This window comes from Filimonas effusa (genome assembly GCF_004118675.1).
GTDB lineage: Bacteria > Bacteroidota > Bacteroidia > Chitinophagales > Chitinophagaceae > Filimonas > Filimonas effusa.
On sequence record NZ_SDHZ01000003.1, the window covers coordinates 293,330 to 312,124 of the forward strand.

18 protein-coding genes are annotated in these 18,795 nt (G+C 45.2%); 12 read left to right on the forward strand and 6 right to left on the reverse strand.

All coding sequences use genetic code 11. The features are described from left to right. Positions 1–54 precede the first annotated feature (54 nt). Positions 55–441 carry a Co2+/Mg2+ efflux protein ApaG gene (gene apaG, locus ESB13_RS19120; protein WP_129005290.1) on the forward strand — a complete coding sequence of 129 codons (387 nt, stop codon included), beginning with the start codon at positions 55–57 and terminating at the stop codon, positions 439–441. Between the two features lie 18 nt (positions 442–459). On the opposite strand, the gene gldB is transcribed toward apaG, so the two are convergent. Continuing rightward, positions 460–1,491, reverse strand: coding sequence for a gliding motility lipoprotein GldB (gldB, locus tag ESB13_RS19125; protein WP_246022630.1), 1,032 nt, complete (start codon positions 1,489–1,491; stop codon positions 460–462). 175 nt (positions 1,492–1,666) lie between these two features. Here gldB and ESB13_RS19130 point away from each other — a divergent pair, with 175 nt between their 5' ends. The 3 genes from ESB13_RS19130 (at position 1,667) to ESB13_RS19140 (ending at position 5,422) form a co-directional block, all read left to right on the forward strand. After that, positions 1,667–3,346, forward strand: coding sequence for an NAD+ synthase (locus tag ESB13_RS19130; protein ID WP_129005291.1), 1,680 nt, complete (start codon positions 1,667–1,669; stop codon positions 3,344–3,346). A 534-nt stretch (positions 3,347–3,880) separates the two neighbouring features. Next, positions 3,881–5,005, forward strand: coding sequence for a TlpA disulfide reductase family protein (locus ESB13_RS19135; RefSeq protein WP_129005292.1), 1,125 nt, complete (start codon positions 3,881–3,883; stop codon positions 5,003–5,005). A gap of 165 nt (positions 5,006–5,170) precedes the next feature. Beyond that, positions 5,171–5,422 carry a helix-turn-helix domain-containing protein gene (locus ESB13_RS19140; protein ID WP_129005293.1) on the forward strand — a complete coding sequence of 84 codons (252 nt, stop codon included), beginning with the start codon at positions 5,171–5,173 and terminating at the stop codon, positions 5,420–5,422. A 718-nt stretch (positions 5,423–6,140) separates the two neighbouring features. On the opposite strand, the gene ESB13_RS19145 is transcribed toward ESB13_RS19140, so the two are convergent. From ESB13_RS19145 to ESB13_RS19165, 5 genes are all read right to left on the reverse strand, one after another. Further along, a complete protein-coding gene (locus ESB13_RS19145; RefSeq protein ID WP_129005294.1) occupies positions 6,141–6,686 on the reverse strand; it encodes a hypothetical protein in 546 nt (181 codons plus the stop codon). Continuing rightward, positions 6,686–7,357 (reverse strand): DUF3800 domain-containing protein, encoded by a 672-nt coding sequence (locus tag ESB13_RS19150; protein WP_129005295.1) that lies wholly within the window; start codon positions 7,355–7,357, stop codon positions 6,686–6,688. The genes ESB13_RS19145 and ESB13_RS19150 overlap by 1 nt, the downstream gene beginning before the upstream one ends. A 174-nt stretch (positions 7,358–7,531) precedes the next feature. Next, the gene (locus tag ESB13_RS19155) at positions 7,532–8,365 is read right to left on the reverse strand and encodes a universal stress protein (protein WP_129005296.1); all 834 of its coding nucleotides are present in this window, start codon (positions 8,363–8,365) and stop codon (positions 7,532–7,534) included. 50 nt (positions 8,366–8,415) lie between these two features. Further along, positions 8,416–9,414, reverse strand: a complete 999-nt coding sequence (locus tag ESB13_RS19160; RefSeq protein ID WP_129005297.1) for a zinc-binding dehydrogenase — start codon at positions 9,412–9,414, stop codon at positions 8,416–8,418. Positions 9,415–9,418: 4 nt separating this feature from the next. Then, positions 9,419–10,597, reverse strand: coding sequence for a thiolase family protein (locus ESB13_RS19165; protein WP_129005298.1), 1,179 nt, complete (start codon positions 10,595–10,597; stop codon positions 9,419–9,421). A gap of 128 nt (positions 10,598–10,725) precedes the next feature. Between ESB13_RS19165 and ESB13_RS19170 the strand changes: the two genes are divergently transcribed. From ESB13_RS19170 to ESB13_RS19205, 8 genes are all read left to right on the forward strand, one after another. Further along, a complete protein-coding gene (locus tag ESB13_RS19170; RefSeq protein ID WP_246022631.1) occupies positions 10,726–11,787 on the forward strand; it encodes a quinone-dependent dihydroorotate dehydrogenase in 1,062 nt (353 codons plus the stop codon). Positions 11,788–11,902: 115 nt separating this feature from the next. Further along, a complete protein-coding gene (locus ESB13_RS19175; protein WP_129005299.1) occupies positions 11,903–12,172 on the forward strand; it encodes an HU family DNA-binding protein in 270 nt (89 codons plus the stop codon). A gap of 125 nt (positions 12,173–12,297) precedes the next feature. Continuing rightward, a complete protein-coding gene (locus ESB13_RS19180) occupies positions 12,298–12,630 on the forward strand; it encodes an ArsR/SmtB family transcription factor (RefSeq protein WP_129005300.1) in 333 nt (110 codons plus the stop codon). Between the two features lie 306 nt (positions 12,631–12,936). Beyond that, a complete protein-coding gene (locus ESB13_RS19185; protein ID WP_129005301.1) occupies positions 12,937–14,130 on the forward strand; it encodes a carbamoyl phosphate synthase preATP-grasp domain-containing protein in 1,194 nt (397 codons plus the stop codon). A 525-nt stretch (positions 14,131–14,655) separates the two neighbouring features. Further along, the gene (radA, locus tag ESB13_RS19190) at positions 14,656–16,029 is read left to right on the forward strand and encodes a DNA repair protein RadA (RefSeq protein WP_129005302.1); all 1,374 of its coding nucleotides are present in this window, start codon (positions 14,656–14,658) and stop codon (positions 16,027–16,029) included. A 99-nt stretch (positions 16,030–16,128) separates the two neighbouring features. Then, positions 16,129–16,815 (forward strand): ComF family protein, encoded by a 687-nt coding sequence (locus ESB13_RS19195; protein ID WP_129005303.1) that lies wholly within the window; start codon positions 16,129–16,131, stop codon positions 16,813–16,815. 76 nt (positions 16,816–16,891) lie between these two features. Beyond that, positions 16,892–17,437, forward strand: coding sequence for a glutathione peroxidase (locus tag ESB13_RS19200; protein ID WP_129005304.1), 546 nt, complete (start codon positions 16,892–16,894; stop codon positions 17,435–17,437). A 39-nt stretch (positions 17,438–17,476) separates the two neighbouring features. Further along, positions 17,477–18,691: a DNA polymerase III subunit gene (locus ESB13_RS19205; protein ID WP_129005305.1), complete on the forward strand. Its 1,215-nt coding sequence runs from the start codon at positions 17,477–17,479 to the stop codon at positions 18,689–18,691. Positions 18,692–18,795 lie beyond the last annotated feature (104 nt).

An 18,795-nucleotide genomic window follows, 5' to 3' on the forward strand; every position in this document is an offset into this window, starting at 1 on the left:
CTGGTTTTTGTTATACTTAAATCCGTAATTTTATAGCAGAGCAAGATTTACTGCATGATTACAAAAACTTCCGAAGGTGTTCAGATCAGCGTAGAAACGTTCTACCAGGATGAATACAGCCACCCCGTGAACAACGAATTTATGTTTGCGTACCGTATTACTATTGAAAACCTGAATCATTTCACAGTGAAATTGCTGCGCCGCCATTGGTTTATCTTCGATAGCAATAGCCAAAACCGCGAAGTAGAAGGAGAAGGCGTAGTAGGCATACAGCCCGTATTAGAGCCAGGTAAACAATTCCAATACGTAAGCGGATGTAACCTCCGTACAGAAATAGGCCGCATGCAAGGCACCTATCTCATGGAGAACCAGGATACCAAAACGACCTTTATCGTTAAGATCCCTCCTTTCCAGATGGTGGTTCCTTTCAAAAATAACTGATCTCAATACCACACAAGCTTATCTCGGCTTGTACTTCGCCTCGTCAAATAGCTGCCTGGCAGGCGTTCTCATCAACTCCTGCGGAGTAAGATCTTTTTGCTTTTCCGCCCACTTCTTAACGATCTGCCATCCGGTGAACTGGCCTATAAACCCGGGCGATTCTTCTCCCAATACAGGCGTTTTAGGTCCGTCGTTTACATAATCCCTGATAACAATGGGATCGGTAGCATATAACAGGTCGTTTTGTACAAAAGTGTTCCAGATCAACGCCTCGTGTTTATAACAGCCCTCCAGCTGCTTTTCGGTGTATCCCAGCTTCAGGTGTTCCGCCGTTTCGGGCAACAGCAGATCAAGCAGGTACATACGTTTGCCAAGTTCCACCATCTGCTCCGCCAAAGGGCGGTTGCCGGCTTTGTAAGGGTACATATCGTCAACAATATTGCGCATGCAGTTGACAGGGATATAAACAGCCTCAAAACGTTTCGATTGATACGAAGGATAGATCTCCCGGAAGTAATCCATCTGGTAAGCCGAAAAATCCTTACCCAGGTAAAGCTGTAACCCTACGGCAAAGCCCGAATTCGTTAACACATTGGCATACCCTTCAACAGGGCCTACAAATGTTATCAGCGATTCAGGCAGTTTATATCCCGGGAAATAATAACCGGTTAACTGAAGCGCATGCACCAGCTCCTTTTCCAACGATCCCAGGTTGCGGTAACGCAGTTGTACCGAATCGTACACGGGCTTGTAATCGTGGATAAAACGCTTCAGCATCGCCACGGTACTGTCTTCCTGTGGAGGCAATGCCAGTATGTTATACAGGTAATCGTTAAGGAAACCGGGGTAATGTTGCTGCAGCCTGGTTAACGCAGCGCCCAGGTCTGTTGTATCCAGCGAAAACAGCTCCTGGTCAAAGCGCTTTACTTCAAACTTCACCTTTATATGAGACACATCAGGAACTTTTCTTTTGGAGCCGCCGCCGCACGACAAAAGCATAACAGCAGCACATGCCCACACGAATAAACGATAGATACCCGGATTCTTCATACTGCAAACGTACATGAACTTTTTCGTTCACAGATCGTACTCAAATACGAACGAAAAGTTTCACGGCCGATACGCCCGAACGCTACAAAACAGTATTTGCAGGAGAAATTAAAGGAAACCTTACATCTATGAAGATTGAGCATAATTCTTGAACTTCGTAGCAGAAATATGTTTTATGAAGATTGTACTGGCGCAACAGAACTACCATATCGGCAACTTTGAACGTAATACGGAAAAGATCATACAGGCTATTGCCACAGCAAAAACACAGGGAGCAGACCTCATTGTTTTCAGCGAAATGAGCATCTGCGGCTATCCTGCACGCGACTTTGTAGAGTTCAACGACTTCATCAATAAATGTTACGACAGCATCGACCGTATTAAAGAACACGCCGATGGCATTGGTGTACTGGTAGGTTCACCCGCCCGTAACAACCGCAGCGGCAAAAGCCTGTTCAATGCCGCTTTCCTGTTATACGATAAACAAATACAGGCCGAGATCCATAAAACCTTACTTCCTACCTACGACGTGTTCGATGAATACCGCTATTTTGAACCGGCATTCGACTGGCAGGTAATTCCCTTCAAAGGCAAGAAACTCGCAATCACCATCTGTGAAGATATCTGGAACCTGGGCGATAGCATCCTGTATCGCCAGTGTCCTATGGACCAGCTGATACAACAGCAGCCCGATGTTATGATCAACCTGAGCGCTTCCCCGTTCGATTATACACACGACGAAGACCGCAAAGCCATTGTAAAGTCGAACGTGCTGAAATACGGCATTCCCATGTTCTATTGTAATGCTGTTGGCAGTCAAACGGAGATCGTATTCGACGGCGGCTCCCTCATTTTCGATGGCGCGGGCAACCTGCGTAAAACACTCCCGCTTTTCGAGGAAGCAATAGACGGCGCCACCCTGCTCGATAATGGCGACCTGGATGTACCTGTATTGGAGCCTGTTTCGCGCATACCCAGCCATGCCCTCAATCCGGCCACACTGGAGCCGGAGCTGAACATAGAACAGATTTACCAGGCGCTGGTAATGGGCATCAAAGATTACTTCTCCAAGATGGGCTTTACCAAAGCCATCCTGGGTTCTTCCGGTGGCATTGACTCGGCAGTAACCCTGGCCCTGGCCTGCGAAGCCCTTGGCAAAGAAAATGTGCGCGCGATACTAATGCCCTCACCGTATTCTACAGAACATTCGGTGAACGATGCGGTACAATTAAGCGTGAACCTTGGCAACCCCTACGATATTGTGCGCATCAACGATGTGTATAACAGTCTTCTGAACACTTTGAAACCCATTTTCCAGGACCTGCCTTTTTCCCTGGCCGAAGAGAACATGCAAAGCAGGACCCGCGGAAACCTGCTGATGGCTATCTCCAATAAATTCGGGTATATCCTGCTCAATACCTCCAACAAAAGTGAACTGGCTACAGGCTACGGCACCCTTTACGGCGATATGGCCGGCGGATTGGGCGTACTGGGCGATTGTTACAAACTACAGGTGTATGCACTGGCCCGCTACATGAACAGGAACCAGGAAATAATCCCCGAAAACATCATCACCAAGGCTCCAAGTGCAGAACTGCGTCCCGAACAAAAAGACAGCGACAGTTTACCTGAATACGATATTCTCGATAACATTCTATATCAATACATCGAAAGACGTATGGGGCCTGCCGAGATCAAGGCGCTCGGTTACGATGCAGCCCTCACAGACAGGGTGCTTAAACTGGTGAATATGAACGAATACAAGCGAAACCAGTTCTGCCCCATTATCCGGGTATCTCCCAAAGCCTTTGGCGTGGGTCGCCGGGTGCCTATTGTTGGAAAATATCTGTCCTAACAGGGGCCAGGTGGCTATTTTCTGTTGTCCGGCGTGCCGGAAACGGCATTTCCGCGCGGGAAAGCCGGATTTTAAATTTGTATTCCGGGGAAAAGTGCTGTAAACCCGGGCGGGTGGCCCAGGTCAAGTGCGATGCAAGTGCGATACAAGTGCGATGCTGGTCCGATACAATTGCGGTTTAGGTATGCTTATGGTATACCCAAGCCTGGTTCCTGCTTCGCTTGAGTGTTCTTATGGGATAAATTGACGGCGGTATTGGCTTTGTAATTAGAAACGGGGTGGTGTAATGATGATTTTTTATGGCTGCATTGGTTTATATAAGCTTTGCATCAGCATTTTAGGGTCACCGCCCTTAATACTGGCCTAAACAGGTTTACGACTTGCCTTATTTAAAATATAACTTTTTTTTATTGAGGGAATCTGTAAATTACTTCCTCAATTTTCTATGGAACCAAGTGCAGAAGCCTATTTTCCAGGTAGGAGGACGCGGCCGGCGTTTCATTCGAGTACAAGAAATTTAAAAAATAAGGAAGAATGAAAAAGAATTTATTGTGGCTATTAATGGCTGCTCCATTAGGCGTATGGGCCCAGGAAACCCCATATACCATCAACGGAGAACTGAAGAATTTCACCAATGAACAGTCCTCTATATTACTGTTCTATCAGAAAGCAGGTAAAAGAGTATTTGATACAGCCCAGCTGGTAAATGGCAAATACACATTTAAAGGCGTAGTGGGCGAAGATATTGTTTCTGCCAATCTTCTGGCTGCCAACCCCGGCCCTATGGGTGTCCTTCCCAAATACGTTGCAACCGTGTTCCTGGAACCAGGTACTATCAACGTTTCACACGTTGATTCCTTTTCAAATGCAGTGATCACCGGTGCGCCTGCCAATGCCGACTATGCAAAGCTGAAGAAAGGGCTGGCTCCTTACGAAGAACAGTTCAAACCATTGTTAGCGCAATACCAGGCTGCACGTTCAGCCGGCGACGAAGCAACCATGAATAAGCTGGAACCACAGCTCGAAGCTATCGACAGTACAATGAAAGAAGATGGTTATTTAGGATTTTTCCGGTCAAACCCAACTTCTCCTATTGCACTAATAACATTACAGCAGGCTATGCCTTACGACATAGATGCCGACAAGTATCAGCCTTTATACGATAAACTCAGCGAAAAAGCCAAACAAAGCGCTTCAGGCAAGGCCCTGCAGCAAAGAATTCAGGCGTCGAAACTTACTGGTATAGGCCAGGTAGCTCCCGATTTCACACAAAACGATACGCTCGGCAATCCCGTTAAACTGTCTTCGTTCCGTGGAAAATATGTATTGGTCGATTTCTGGGCAAGCTGGTGCGGTCCCTGCCGTAAAGAGAACCCCAACGTTGTAAAGGCTTTCAATACTTATAAGAACAAAGGCTTTACCATCTTAGGTGTATCATTGGACAACGCCAATGCGAAAGACAAATGGCTGGATGCCATTCACAAAGACGGCTTAACCTGGACACAGGTTTCCGACCTTCAGGGCTGGGCCAACGCTGCCGCAAAATCTTATGGTGTAAACGCCATCCCTCAAAACTTCCTGATCGATCCGCAGGGTAAGATCGTAGGTAAGAACCTCAGGGGCGAAGACCTGGAAAAGAAACTGGCGGAGGTGTTATAGAAAAAATAAGCATCAGCATTATTTTATCATACGAGGCTGACTCTTGCGGGTCAGCCTCTGTTTTTACTGGCTATTATACTTACTGCATTGCCGCCAGCTTTTGTTGCAACGTTTATACTCTATTTTTATAGCGGCATTTATTTTTTATTTATTTGCTCATTTGTGATGATGACGAATACTAACCTTCCATCCGAAATAGAACAATACGTTATTGATTTTGTAAAGCAACTACGCAAGGATAGAAAGCTTTCACAGGAAGACATTGGTAATATTATAGGTGTATCCCGCTCCTATATTCAGGATATCGAAAGCCTTTCCCGGAGTGCAACGTATAATCTAGATCATATCAACTCATTATCCGATTATTTTAAACTCTCGCCGCAGGCATTTTTACCCCCAAAAGCTTTTCCCAATTAAGCAATTGGCCAGTGACAAGGATAAACCTTACTACAATTGTCAGCACTTTATTAAATTTATGGTACTACGGAAGAATCATACTCTTCTAAAAGATATTGTTATGCTGTAACAGCCGGATATTTACCCAAAAGAATAGATAATTCCGGAAACTTCACTAACTACAATGTAACAATATTATTAGCCTGATTTAATTTTCAACTTCCAGCCCTTCCCCCTTTTGGGTTTAAGGCTTTTCAAAACAGTAACGATGGCTACTAATATTATTCCTCCATCTGAGATTGAACAGCACGTCATTGATTTTGTAACAAATCTACATAAGGGAAAAGCTTTCACAGGAAGATATAGGCAATATTATAGGGGTTTCTCGCTCTTTCATTAATAACGTGGAAAGAATGGAGCCAAGTATAATCTTAACCACATTAATGCACTAGCTGATTACTTTAAGCTTTCACCGCAGGCATTCCTGCCTTTTAAAGCCTATTCAAGTTAAGCGCATCACATTGTGATCACAAAATTCTCGCAAGCTTATGGCTTGCAAAGACTTAGGTCATAATTAGTATTATTGAAACGTTATATTACTAACAGGCTATATAAAATGACCTTTATATATATTGTATATACAAAACAATTGTATAACTTTGCGTTGTTCATTGTACCATTCTAGGACAATTGAGCTTCGAAACCCGATGTGTCATGAAATACACCGGGTTTTGCGTTTTTATAATACGGCATCCAGCTTTTGGGCTAGTTTTTGAGCAATTTGTTTAGTGCCCCCTTTATCTTTTGTAAGGTGAAAAGCAGTTATTAAATAATAATCGGCAGTTACTGTGTAAGGTTCTAAGACCACTACATATTGTTCCGCCTGGTCGTACAGGTAAGTTCTTGGAACATCTCCTCTACCTTTTATCCTATCGATATAGCTAAAAACGACGAAACCATCAGCTTTTCTTTCTTCAATATGGTGCTTAACCCAATGCAATCTTAAACACCTTCCATCATCCCAATCAGATCTCTTTTTTATAATTTTTCCGTCAGAATCTTTTATTTCTATGGCAGCTTTTGTCAGGTGATCGAATAGTACGTCTAAAGCAGGTTGTCCGTCTGCGTTTTTTATGGGACGTATTTTTTTTGTTCTGAAAGCCAAGGTATCATTACTTTCAATATCCCTATTAAAAATAGCTCTCAAAGAAGCCGCTCTCTGCGGCTCATTAAGATGGGGGAGTTCCAAAAACTGGTTATATACTTTGATTTGATTAAGAGGCATTACTTAAGATCAATAAAAAATTTATTAAATTTTTTTTCATAAAGAGAAGATGGCTCTATTATAGGTTTGCCAATTTCTTTCTCAATTTTCTCTATTATAGTATTCTTTGATGCCACTTTAGAAAGCCCTCTCAATTTATAGTTTATAGCCCCCATCAACAAGTCGGCCATCTGCATCAACTCGCTTTCATATGACTTAATAGCTTGAAGCGTTCTTATATTATGATAGTCGCGTTCCAGGTATTGTTTAAGACTTTGGGCTTTTTTATAGCTATGCGTATCTTTCTCGTCTATATAAATATTGTAAGTAGCGTCAAATTGAATCTTCTTATTTAAGAGCTGAAAATACATTTTGTCATAAAATTCATCATGTGTTTGATTAAAGCCACTATGGTTCAACTGGGTTTTGTCAATTATAATAGCCCTAAATTCTAAATCGGTCATAAAAAAATACTCTACAACCTTTGCATAAAACACCACTCTTGATTTAGAAATAGACCTCCATTTCATTTCGCCTTTAATGAAGTGACTCCGTTTTATTTCTCTTATGGCCTGATTATGTTTTTTCAGCTGATTATAAGAAGTGGAAACGTAGCCTAATATCATATAACGATGTCCATCATTTTCCAGATGGGTACTTTCATCACAATAAAAATTGAACGTTTTGGTCATGTAATATCGGGGTTTCAGGAATGCAAATAGCCCATAAATGTTTGCAGACTAAATTTAAGCCTTAAAGATATAAATACTTATATAATAATTTTTAGCTTAACACATATACAAAACAAAAAAGGCCGGGGAACCCCAGCCTTGAAAACTTTAATTGTTCTCACACGTCGTTCTTATCTACTCATGCACCACCATCAAAGGCACATGACTGTGAAACGCCAGCATCTTTGTATGACTGCGGCGGAACAACTTCTCGAACATGCCATGCTTTTTAGGTATGGTAATAATAAGATCTATTTCATGTTTGGATGAAAATTCATTGATAACCTCTGTAAAATCATCTCCTTCCAGGAAATGATACGATGGCTGGTATTGCTGGAACAACGTTTCTATCATCAGGCTTTCCTGCGATACTTCCGGCGTAATGCCACGTCCTCCTTCTGTTACATTAAGAATAAACAATTTAGCCTTTGTTTCATCCAGTAACGCTTTTATAGCTTGTACAGGCGTTGTTTCTGCCACCTTTTTAAAATCACAGGCCAGCACAATTTCTTCCAGCGGCGTATACTTACATTCTGCCGGAATAATGATCACCGGAACCTTCGATTTCCTGGCAATAGCCGTAGTATTACTTCCCACCAGCACCTCTTCCACTTTTCCGCCACCTGTAATACCCATTACCACAAAACGGGCATTGTAATTTTCACACACCTGCTCTATGCCTGTGTCCAGCACATTGAATTCATTCACTGCTTCCAACACCACTTCTGTTGCAATAGACGCTTTTACCTGTTTAAGAAAATTATCGACGCCTTCTTCGGCTATTTTCTTTATTTCATTGATATCCATCAGTTGCATGGTAGGCAGCATAGGATCTACAGATACAGGTAACTGGTATGCATGATATAATATCACTTTGGGAATACCAAGGTCTTCCGCCAGCTGTATGGCGTATAATGCAGCATTTCTGGCGGTTACAGAAAAATCAGTAGGAACTAAAATGGTTTGCATATAAGCTTGTTTGTATAATGTAAAGGGTCACAATTATCATTCCATGCATACTATTCAATACGCATTATTATTTTTCCGAACTGACTTGCATTTTCCATTTTATGAATTGCTGTATCAGCTTCTTCCATGGAATATACTTTATCTATAACGGGATGAATATGATAGCGATCAAAGAGTTGCAGCATGGCTTCAAACTCTTCCGGCGTGCCCATGGTAGTTCCTTTTATCTGCAGCTGTTTCCAGAAGATCTTCTGCGGGTTAAGATTGGTGATAGCTCCCTGGGTGCCGCCAAAGAAAACAATCCTGGCGCCGGGCCTGGCAAGATCTATGAAGTTCCGGAAGCCATCGCCCGCGGCACTGTCTACAATTAGGTCAAAACCTTCCGTGAATGCCTGCAGCAGCTTATGCCAGCCTTCCGTTTTGTAGTTTACACCACCGGAAGCCCCCAGCTTTTGGGCCTTTTCAATTTTGGCGTCGTCGCCTGAAGTTACATATACTTTAGCGCCAATGGCTACAGCCATTTGTAACATTAGCAATGCCACGCCGCCGCCAATACCCGTTAGCAATACATGATCACCGGGTTTCAGGTTTCCTTTCGTGAAAAGCGCCCGGTAACCGGTGAGGCCGGCCAGGGGAATAGCAGCAGCCTCTTCGTAACTTAAATAAGTAGGTTTTGGGAACAATGTCGATGCAGGAACCTTTACATACCGGGCAAAACAACCATCATCGGGCAAACCCAGCATTTTAAACTCCCTGGAATGATATTCCGGGCTGTCGCCCCAGTTCATACCGGGATTCATGACCACCTCTCTGCCAAGCCAGTCTATAGATACATGTTCTCCTACCTCATACACAATTCCACTTCCATCGCTGCCAAGTACAACAGGATAGCGAAGATTGGCGTACTGACCTTGCCTTATCCACCAGTCACGGTGATTAAAGGCAGCAGCTTTAATTGCAACAACCACTTCACCGGGCCCTGCAGCGGGCATGGCCACCTCCTGTACCTGCAGCGGCAGCTCCTTACCGGGGCATACAACAGCTTTCATATGTTTAGTCAATGTTTTCAATAATACCGGCAATGCCCTGCCCACCGCCTACACACGCGGTTACCATTCCATACTTTTTGTTGAGTCTTTTCAAATCATTCAATAGCTGCACGGTGAGCTTACAGCCGGTACATCCCAGCGGATGGCCCAGGGCAATAGCGCCACCATTGATATTAACGATAGCAGGATCAAGGCCCAGTTCACGGATCACTGCGAGCGACTGCGAGGCAAAAGCTTCATTCAACTCGATAAGATCTATATCGGACAGGCTCATACCCGCCTGCTTCAATACTTTGGGAACTGCAGCAACCGGCCCTATACCCATAATACGCGGATGCACACCGGCACTGGCGCAGTTGACAAGACGCCCAATGGGTTTTAAACCAAGTTCATTTACCATACGCTCGCTCATTACTACAACGAAAGCGGCGCCGTCGCTGGTTTGTGAACTGTTACCCGCCGTAACGGAACCACCCATCGCAAATGCCGGTTTTAGTTTAGCCAGCGCTTCTATAGTAGTGTCGGCGCGTATTCCTTCATCGGTATCTACAATAAAGCTCCTGGTATTCCGCTTGCCTTTTTCGTCGACATATACCTGTTCAACATTTACCGGCATGATACCGGGTTTGAAATACCCTTGTTCCAGGGCGCGTAACGCTTTTTGGTGCGATCCGAGTGCAAATTCATCCTGGTCTTCCCGTGATATTTTAAATTCTTTAGCCACAGCTTCGGCAGTAAGCCCCATGCTGAGGTAATAATCGGGTTCATCTTTGGCGATAGAGTACGCAGGAACAGTTTTCCAGCCGGCCGTAGGCACCAGGCTCATACTTTCGGTGCCGCCGGCCACAATACATTCGGCCATGCCCGACCTGATTTTGGCGGTAGCCGTGGCAATACTTTCCAGGCCGCTGGCGCAATATCTGTTGATAGTGATACCCGCTACTTCAATTCCCAACGCACGCGCCGCAATGATACGCCCGAACTGAAGCCCTTGCTCTGCTTCGGGAACGGCATTACCAACAATAACATCATCGATACGTTTTGGATCCAGTTGCGGAATACTGGCCATAAGCCCTTTGATGACTTCAACAGCCAGATCGTCGGGCCGGAAAAAGCGGAGGCCTCCTTTTTTACTTTTTCCAACAGCAGTCCTTAAGCCTGCTACAATATATGCGTCCTGCATAGGCAATGATTAATCGTTAACAAATAAGGTTATCGGAAAGGTGCTATTCAAATATAAACAATAAATGGCGCAAGTTGTTTATGCAACTAAGTGGCCGGTTAATTTAACAGACGCTTTATCTTCGCGCCATGATATACCCACTCTTAAGACAAATGTTGTTCAAGTTATCGCCGGAGAAAGCGCATCATGTTTCCATGAGCATGTTACATACAGCCTGTAGCATAGGTCCGGTTCGTTCGGCCATGCGTCAAATGCTGACAGTAACAGATAAGCGACTGGAAAAAGAAGTTTTCGGACTCAGGTTCAGGAATCCTGTTGGTTTGGGTGCCGGTTTCGACAAAAACGCCTCTTATCTTAAGGAGTTGGAGACGCTGGGTTTCGGGTTCGTGGAAATAGGAACCATAACGCCAAAAGCACAACCCGGAAACGAACAGCCACGTCTGTTCCGCCTGCCTGCCGACAAAGCATTGATCAACCGTATGGGCTTTAATAATGATGGCGTAGAAGCCATAGCGCAAAAGCTCGAAAAACGTTTATCCTCAAAAGCAGGTAGTTCGTCCATGATCATTGGAGGAAACATTGGCAAAAACAAGGTTACCGCAAATGAGGAAGCATGGCGTGATTATGAAATATGCTTCCGCAGGTTATTTGATGTGGTAGATTACTTTGTAGTGAATGTAAGCTCACCCAATACTCCCGGATTAAGGGAATTGCAGGAAAAAGAGGCGCTGCGCAAGATCCTGTCGCAATTACAGGAAATTAACCAGGGGAAGAATAACCCCAAGCCATTATTGCTGAAAATAGCGCCCGATTTAACCGAAGGACAACTTGCTGATATTGCTTCGCTGGCAACAGAAATACCGCTGAGTGGCCTCGTAGCAACGAATACAACCATTAGCAGGGAAGGGCTTACTGCACCATCACAACAGAAATCAGCAGCGGCAGGAGCAGGCGGATTAAGCGGAAAGCCTTTAACAGCAAGGGCTACAGAGATCGTGTCTTATTTACACCGTTCTATTGGCAGCAACATTCCCATCATTGCCAGCGGCGGTATTTTTACGGGAAACGATGCAAAAGAAAAACTCGACGCAGGTGCCGAATTAGTACAGGTATGGACGGGCTTCATATATGAAGGACCTTTCATAACAAGCAACATCTGTAAGCATTTATTGCACAATAACGTTAAATAATTGCTGTAAGAGGGAAAAACAGTGAAATTATTAACTAGTAAAAGGCTAAGAAGTAACAGCCATATAGGTTCAAGCCTTATCTTTGGTTAATTGTTAACCCAACAAAAATATAATTATGAACAAAGGAGAACTGATTGAAAAGATCGCAGGCGACGCAGGTATTTCTAAGAAACAAGCTGGTGCTGCACTGGATTCATTTACAGAAGCAGTAGCTAAAACGTTGAAGAAAGGAGATAAAGTAACTCTCGTAGGCTTTGGTACCTTCTCTGTTTCTAAAAGAGCTGCCCGCACCGGACGTAATCCACAGACAGGAGCCACTATCAAAATCAAAGCTAAAAAAGTAGCTAAATTTAAAGCAGGTAAAGAGCTGTCATCTAAAATATAAGTACCGTACAATTACTGTACTTTCCGAAAAGATTATTAACCCGTCGGGGTTTGCCGGCGGGTTGCTTTCAACCCCGTACACTCTTCCCCGATATTAATTGTGTCAGTTTTTTAAAACTAAGTAGCATGGCAAAAAAGGCAATCAGCAAATCAAGTACAGCGAGCACTAAACCAGTAGAATTCAACAAACCCGCCCTCAGGCGTACACTACTGCTGTTACGTGCCGTATCTCATCCTGTTAGACAGAAAATGCTCAAACTGATTGATAAGAAAAAAACAATTCTCGTGAAAGACCTTACTGCCAAAGTAAATCTTGAACCAGCTGTTGTTTCCCAGCACCTGACCATTCTGAAAAACGTGGGACTTGTTTCTGCAGATCGCGAAGGCCGGTCTTTCAACTACTACATCCATTATCCCGTGTTAGAACAAATAAACGCATTAGTAGAAGAGATCAAATAGATCCCCGACCGTTATAAGTATTGTTCCATTATCTTGATCAATGGAACCTTCAGTACCACCAATAGTATCATCAGTATGTTCATTCTGGTGGTACTAAAGGTTGTATCCAACGCGATACCATCCCACGTCCACGATTGCTTCCAAAAAATCCCGTGTTCTATGTCTGATCTCCGCTATCATTCATATGGCCTTTTATACGCATAAGTGTACCACCCGCCCAACCTCCTCCCATAAAAATCCACGCTGCCAAAACTGAATTGGCCACGACTGAAGGAAAAACCCTAATTTCGCGCAATCTTTCAAGAAATGAGCAAGACACTTTCCTCCAACGAATCTAATCCGTCCGCTAAGAAAAAGATCATTGTTTTAGGCAGTGGCCCTAATAGAATTGGTCAGGGTATCGAGTTTGACTATTGTTGTGTGCATGGCCTCCTGGCCATTAAAGAATGTGGCTACGAAGCCATCATGGTCAACTGTAACCCGGAAACAGTATCTACCGATTTCGATATCGCGGATAAATTGTATTTCGAACCCGTATTCTGGGAACATCTCTGGGAAATCATTGAACTGGAACAACCCGAAGGCGTTATCGTACAGCTGGGAGGACAAACAGCGTTGAAACTCGCAAAACGCCTCCACGAAAAAGGTATCAAGATCATCGGTACTTCGTTCGATAGCATGGATATCGCCGAAGACCGCGGCCGTTTCAGCGACCTGCTGAAAGAGCTGGAGATCGCTTACCCACAGTATGGTACCGCCTTCACCGCTGAAGAAGCCATTGAAGTGGCTAACAAAGTAGGTTACCCCGTACTCGTTCGCCCCTCCTATGTATTAGGCGGCCAGCGTATGCGTATCGTTATCAATGACGAAGAAGTTGAAAAAGCAGTCATCAGCCTGCTGAAACATATTCCGGACAATAAGATCCTGATCGACCACTTCCTCGATCGCTGCCAGGAAGCAGAAATAGACGGCATCTTCGACGGTACCAACTTCCACGTAATGGGAGTAATGGAGCATATTGAACCGGCAGGTATTCACAGCGGTGACAGCAACGCGGTTCTACCCGCCTTTAACCTCACCCCCATGGTAATTACCACCATGGAATACTATGCAGAAAAGATTGCCCGCGCCCTCGATATCCGCGGCCTCATCAATATCCAGTTTGCCATCAAAGACGGCAAAGTGTACGTTATTGAGGCTAACCCGCGCGCATCAAGAACTACTCCTTTCATCGCAAAAGCTTACGGTATCCCTTACCTGAACATCGCTACCAAAGTAATGCTCGGCGCCGCTACCCTGAAAGACTTTGAAATGAAAAAACAACTGAAAGGTTACGCAATAAAAGAACCAGTGTTCAGCTTCGATAAGTTCCCGGGTGTAAATAAAGAACTGGGACCTGAAATGAAAAGCACCGGAGAAGCTATCCGCTTCATTAAGGACCTCAGAGACCCTTACTTCCGCACGCTCTACAAAGAAAGAAGTATGCACCTGAGCAAATAAACTGTTACAACCAACTGAAATAAAAAGCCCCTGCCGGAAACGACAGGGGTTTTCTCATGTATATACTGCCCCGAAAGGCTGCCAAATGGTTACATTAACAACTATTAGTTAAGCAACCATAAAAAATTGGCGACTGCAAAAGTAGGAATTATGCGATTTTTTGCACCTTTTTTCCACGTTTTCCTGAAAAAACCTCTACTTCCCCTGTTTCTCAATTGGTTATGAGAACGCCCTTTTAGCCCTTTTTACCCGCCTCGCCGGCAACCGGCCACTTGCCCCAAAAACTACGGTTAATTAGCCTGACAGCTTTACTGCCGATGTGTCATTATGCCATCCCGGCGCGGGTTTTAGCGATTTAAAAGTTTTCAACATGGGTAAAAAATAATTTTGAATTGTAGCCCATTATTGTAATTTAGTGGCAGAATTTAATGGGTTAGTAAGTAAAAGGGTCGGCAGGGATGCTGACCCTTTTTTTATGAATTCCGGTGACCTTGATAAAGAGGAGCGGCTAAAAGTTTAAACAGGATGAGTAAGATAAAAACAGCCTTTTTTTGTAGTAATTGCGGTTATGAAAGCCCCAAATGGCTGGGAAAATGTCCTTCCTGCAGCCAGTGGAACACATTCGTAGAAGAAGTATTGGACAAAGGCAGTTCCAGGTCAGACGACGGATGGAAGAACTACTCCGATAATAAACGCGGCTCACGAACTGTTGCATTGGATGAAGTAAGCAGTACCGAAGAGCGCCGCCTCGTAACCGCCGACTCAGAATTAAATCGCGTACTCGGAGGCGGCATTGTGCCAGGCAGCATTGTACTGGTAGCCGGCGAACCAGGCATCGGCAAAAGCACCCTGTTCCTTCAAAGTGCCTTACAACTGAAAGACATCGTGACCCTCTATGTAAGCGGAGAAGAAAGCGAACAGCAGATTAAAATGCGCGCCACCCGTTTAAACATCAGCAACCCTAATTTTTACCTCCTTACCGAAACAGCCACTAATATCATCTTCCAGGAGATAAAAAAGCTGAAACCGCAACTGGTGGTTGTCGATTCCATACAAACGTTACAGTCCAGCTTTATTGAATCTTCCCCGGGCAGTGTTTCCCAGATAAGAGAATGCGCAGCCGAACTGCAACGTTTTGCCAAGGAAACCAACACTCCTGTATTTCTCATAGGTCATATTACCAAAGACGGTAGCATCGCCGGCCCCAAAATACTGGAGCATATGGTCGACACTGTACTTCAATTCGAAGGCGAGCGTAACTATACCTATCGTATCCTGCGTACGCTCAAGAACAGGTTCGGCAGTACCGCCGAACTGGGTATTTATGAAATGACCACCGAAGGTATGCGCTCGGTGATCAATCCTTCCGAAATACTGTTAACCCACAAAGAAGAGCAGCTTAGCGGTGGCGCCATCGCCGCTACTATTGAAGGCCTCCGCCCCCTGCTTATAGAAGTACAGGCACTGGTTACACCCAGCGTTTATGGCACGCCACAGCGTACCGTAAGTGGCTTCGACCTGCGCCGACTGCAACTGCTCCTGGCCGTACTGGAAAAACGCGGCGGCTTCCAGTTTGGTCTCAAAGACGTTTTCCTGAACATCGCCGGCGGCCTCAAGGTAGAAGACCCTTCTATAGACCTGGCCGTTATTTGCGCCCTCCTATCTTCTTACGAAGACATTCCCGTTCCCCAGCACATCTGCTTTGCCGGCGAAGTAGGTCTCAACGGCGAAATACGCGCCGTCAACCGCGTTGAACAACGCATCGCCGAAGCCGAAAAACTCGGGTTCGAAAAGATCGTCGTTTCCCGCCACAACAAAAAAGGCTTCGACAACAAACAGTTCTCTATAGAAGTAGTAGCACTTGGCAGAGTAGATGAAGTGTACCAGCTGCTGTTTTAGTGATCCCGCCGTTTAATCAACCTGCGAAGTAACTTACAGCGTTAAACCCATAACCATGAATTCATCTTATCGTCCTGTACTACCTGCCATCTGTTCCCCATGTGGCTGAGCGCATTTCTGCACCTGTTCTTCCCGCACGTTTGCGCAGGCTGCGGCAACGATCAGTTGCAGCAACACGACGTAATATGCGCAGAATGTATGGCAATGCTGCCCTATACAGGCTTCCTGCAACATGAGGGTAACCCCGTTGAAAAGGTCTTTTATGGTAGGATTCCCGTAAAAGCAGCAGGCAGTCTTTTATACTTCACCCGCCCTTCCATTGTCCAGCATCTGATGCAGGCAGTGAAATACCAGGGAAATCAGGAAGCAGGACGCTGGATGGGTCAAATACTGGGCAGCGCAATGCTGCAATCGGAAAGATTTAACCACATAAACGCCATCATACCGGTACCACTGCATAAACGAAAACAACAGCAAAGGGGCTACAACCAGGCCTTCCTGCTGGCAAAAGGGATTAGTAATGTGTTGCAGGTGCCCGTTGTCGATGGCGTACTCGTAAAACAAGCCTCCACAGCCACTCAAACCCACAAGGGACGTACAGAAAGGATGAACATCCTGCAAAATACCTTCAGCCTTACAACGCCGGAAGTGCTGCATCAGAAACACCTGCTGCTGGTAGATGATATCATTACTACAGGCGCCACCCTCGAAGCCTGCGGACAGGCCCTACTCAACGCCAAACCAGCGTCTCTTAATATTACCAGCGTGGCCTATACATTGCTCTGAAACCCGCTTTAACAAGAGTTTCTTTTTTTATAGGTAATTATTGCTGAATTTTGGGATCATCTAAAAAAAGACTACCATGACCAAATATGCTATATTCTGCCTGATGTGCATTATAGCGGTGACAGCCGTTTTTGCAAGGCCCAGGCCGCCTAAGTCGATCTACGACTTCAAAATACAGGCGCTGGATGGCACTACCATCGACTTTAAAGCCTTTAAAGGCAAAAAGATCCTGATCGTAAATACCGCCTCAAAATGCGGTTATACGAAACAATACAAAGGGCTGGAAGCATTATACCAGTCACACAAAGACAAACTCGTGATCGTAGGTTTCCCCTCCGACAATTTCGGCGGACAGGAATACCAGGAAGACAGCGAGATCGCTTCTTTCTGTGAAAAGAATTACGGGGTAACCTTCCCGCTCACGACCCGTGTAGACGTTAAAGGTGAAAAGGCCACTCCTATTTACCAATACCTGACCCAAAAGTCGCAGAACGGCGTACTCGATGCAACCATTGGCTGGAATTTCAACAAGTTCCTGATCGATGAGAACGGTAAACTGGTAGCGCATTTTGAAAGCAAAGTGACGCCGGAAAGCCCGGAGCTCACCAAATTATTGAACTAGAGGCCGGAAAGAAGGTTTTCACTGAATAATATAGAGTTTGTGCAATTTCAAGATGTTATAGGTCAGCACGAGGTTAAACAACATTTGGCAGAAATAGTCCAGCATAACAGGCTGAGCCACGCGTTGTTATTCCTGGGCAAAGAGGGAAGCGGCGTATTGCCGCTTGCACTCGCATTTGCCCAGTATGTAACCTGTACCGGGCGTTCAGGCAAATCAAAGGCGCCGGCAGAAGCCAGCTTATCCATGTTTGGCGAAGCAGAAGCGCCTGCCGTAGCGGCAGAACCCCTCTCAGATGCCTGCGGTGTTTGCCCGGCCTGCATTAAAGCAAAGCAACTTATCCATCCCGATATTCACTTCTCCTACCCCGTTATTCCTAAAAAAAGCGGCGACAAACCCGTCAGCAGTGATTATGCCACCGAATGGCGTTCGTTTCTCGGCCAACAGCCCTACGGCAATGCATTCGACTGGCTCCAAAGCATTGGCGCCGAAAACAAACAAGGTAATATCACCGCCGACGAGTGTAACGACATACTCCGCAAACTAAGCCTGAAAAGCTTCGAAAGCGAGTACAAAATACTCGTGATGTGGATGCCCGAATACCTGGGTAAGGAAGGAAATAAACTCTTGAAACTGATTGAAGAACCGCCACCTAATACCTTATTCGTACTTGTTGCCGAAAACGAGGAACAGATCCTTGCTACTATCCTGAGCCGTTGCCAGCTCGTAAAAGTGCCTTTGCTGGAAAGCAGCGACATCGAAAACGGCCTGATGCAACGCAACGGAACAGCCCCCGAACAGGCGCGCCAGGTAGCAGGCATCGCCGAAGGTAATTACCGCGAGGCCCTGCAACTGCTCCAGCATGCAGGTGAAGACTGGCAGGCGCTGTTGCGCGACTGGCTCAACGCCACCTTGAAAGGAGGTCCCGCAGCACAGGTGAAATGGATTGAAGAAGTAAGCCGCATGGGCCGCGAAAAACAAAAGCAGTTCCTCCGCTACTTCAACCACCTGCTCGAACAAAGTATAAGAATAAGGGTAATGGGAGCGGAAAAGCTGATGCTGTCAGACCAGGACAAAGACTTTGCCCAGCGACTCAACAAAATAGCAGGGGTAAGTCAGCAACAGGTGCTGATAGAGGAACTCGACAAAGCTGCTTACTATATAGAACGCAATGCCAACGCGAAAATGCTGTTCCACGCGCTCACAATCAAGCTGTACCATATTATTCAGGATAAAGCCCTAATTTTGGCAGAATAGGCCTAAACGCATATATATTATATTTATATGTAGGCCTGTACCTATATATACTTTATTCATCTAAACTGACCGATATATCATTATGGGATGTGGATCATGTGGCA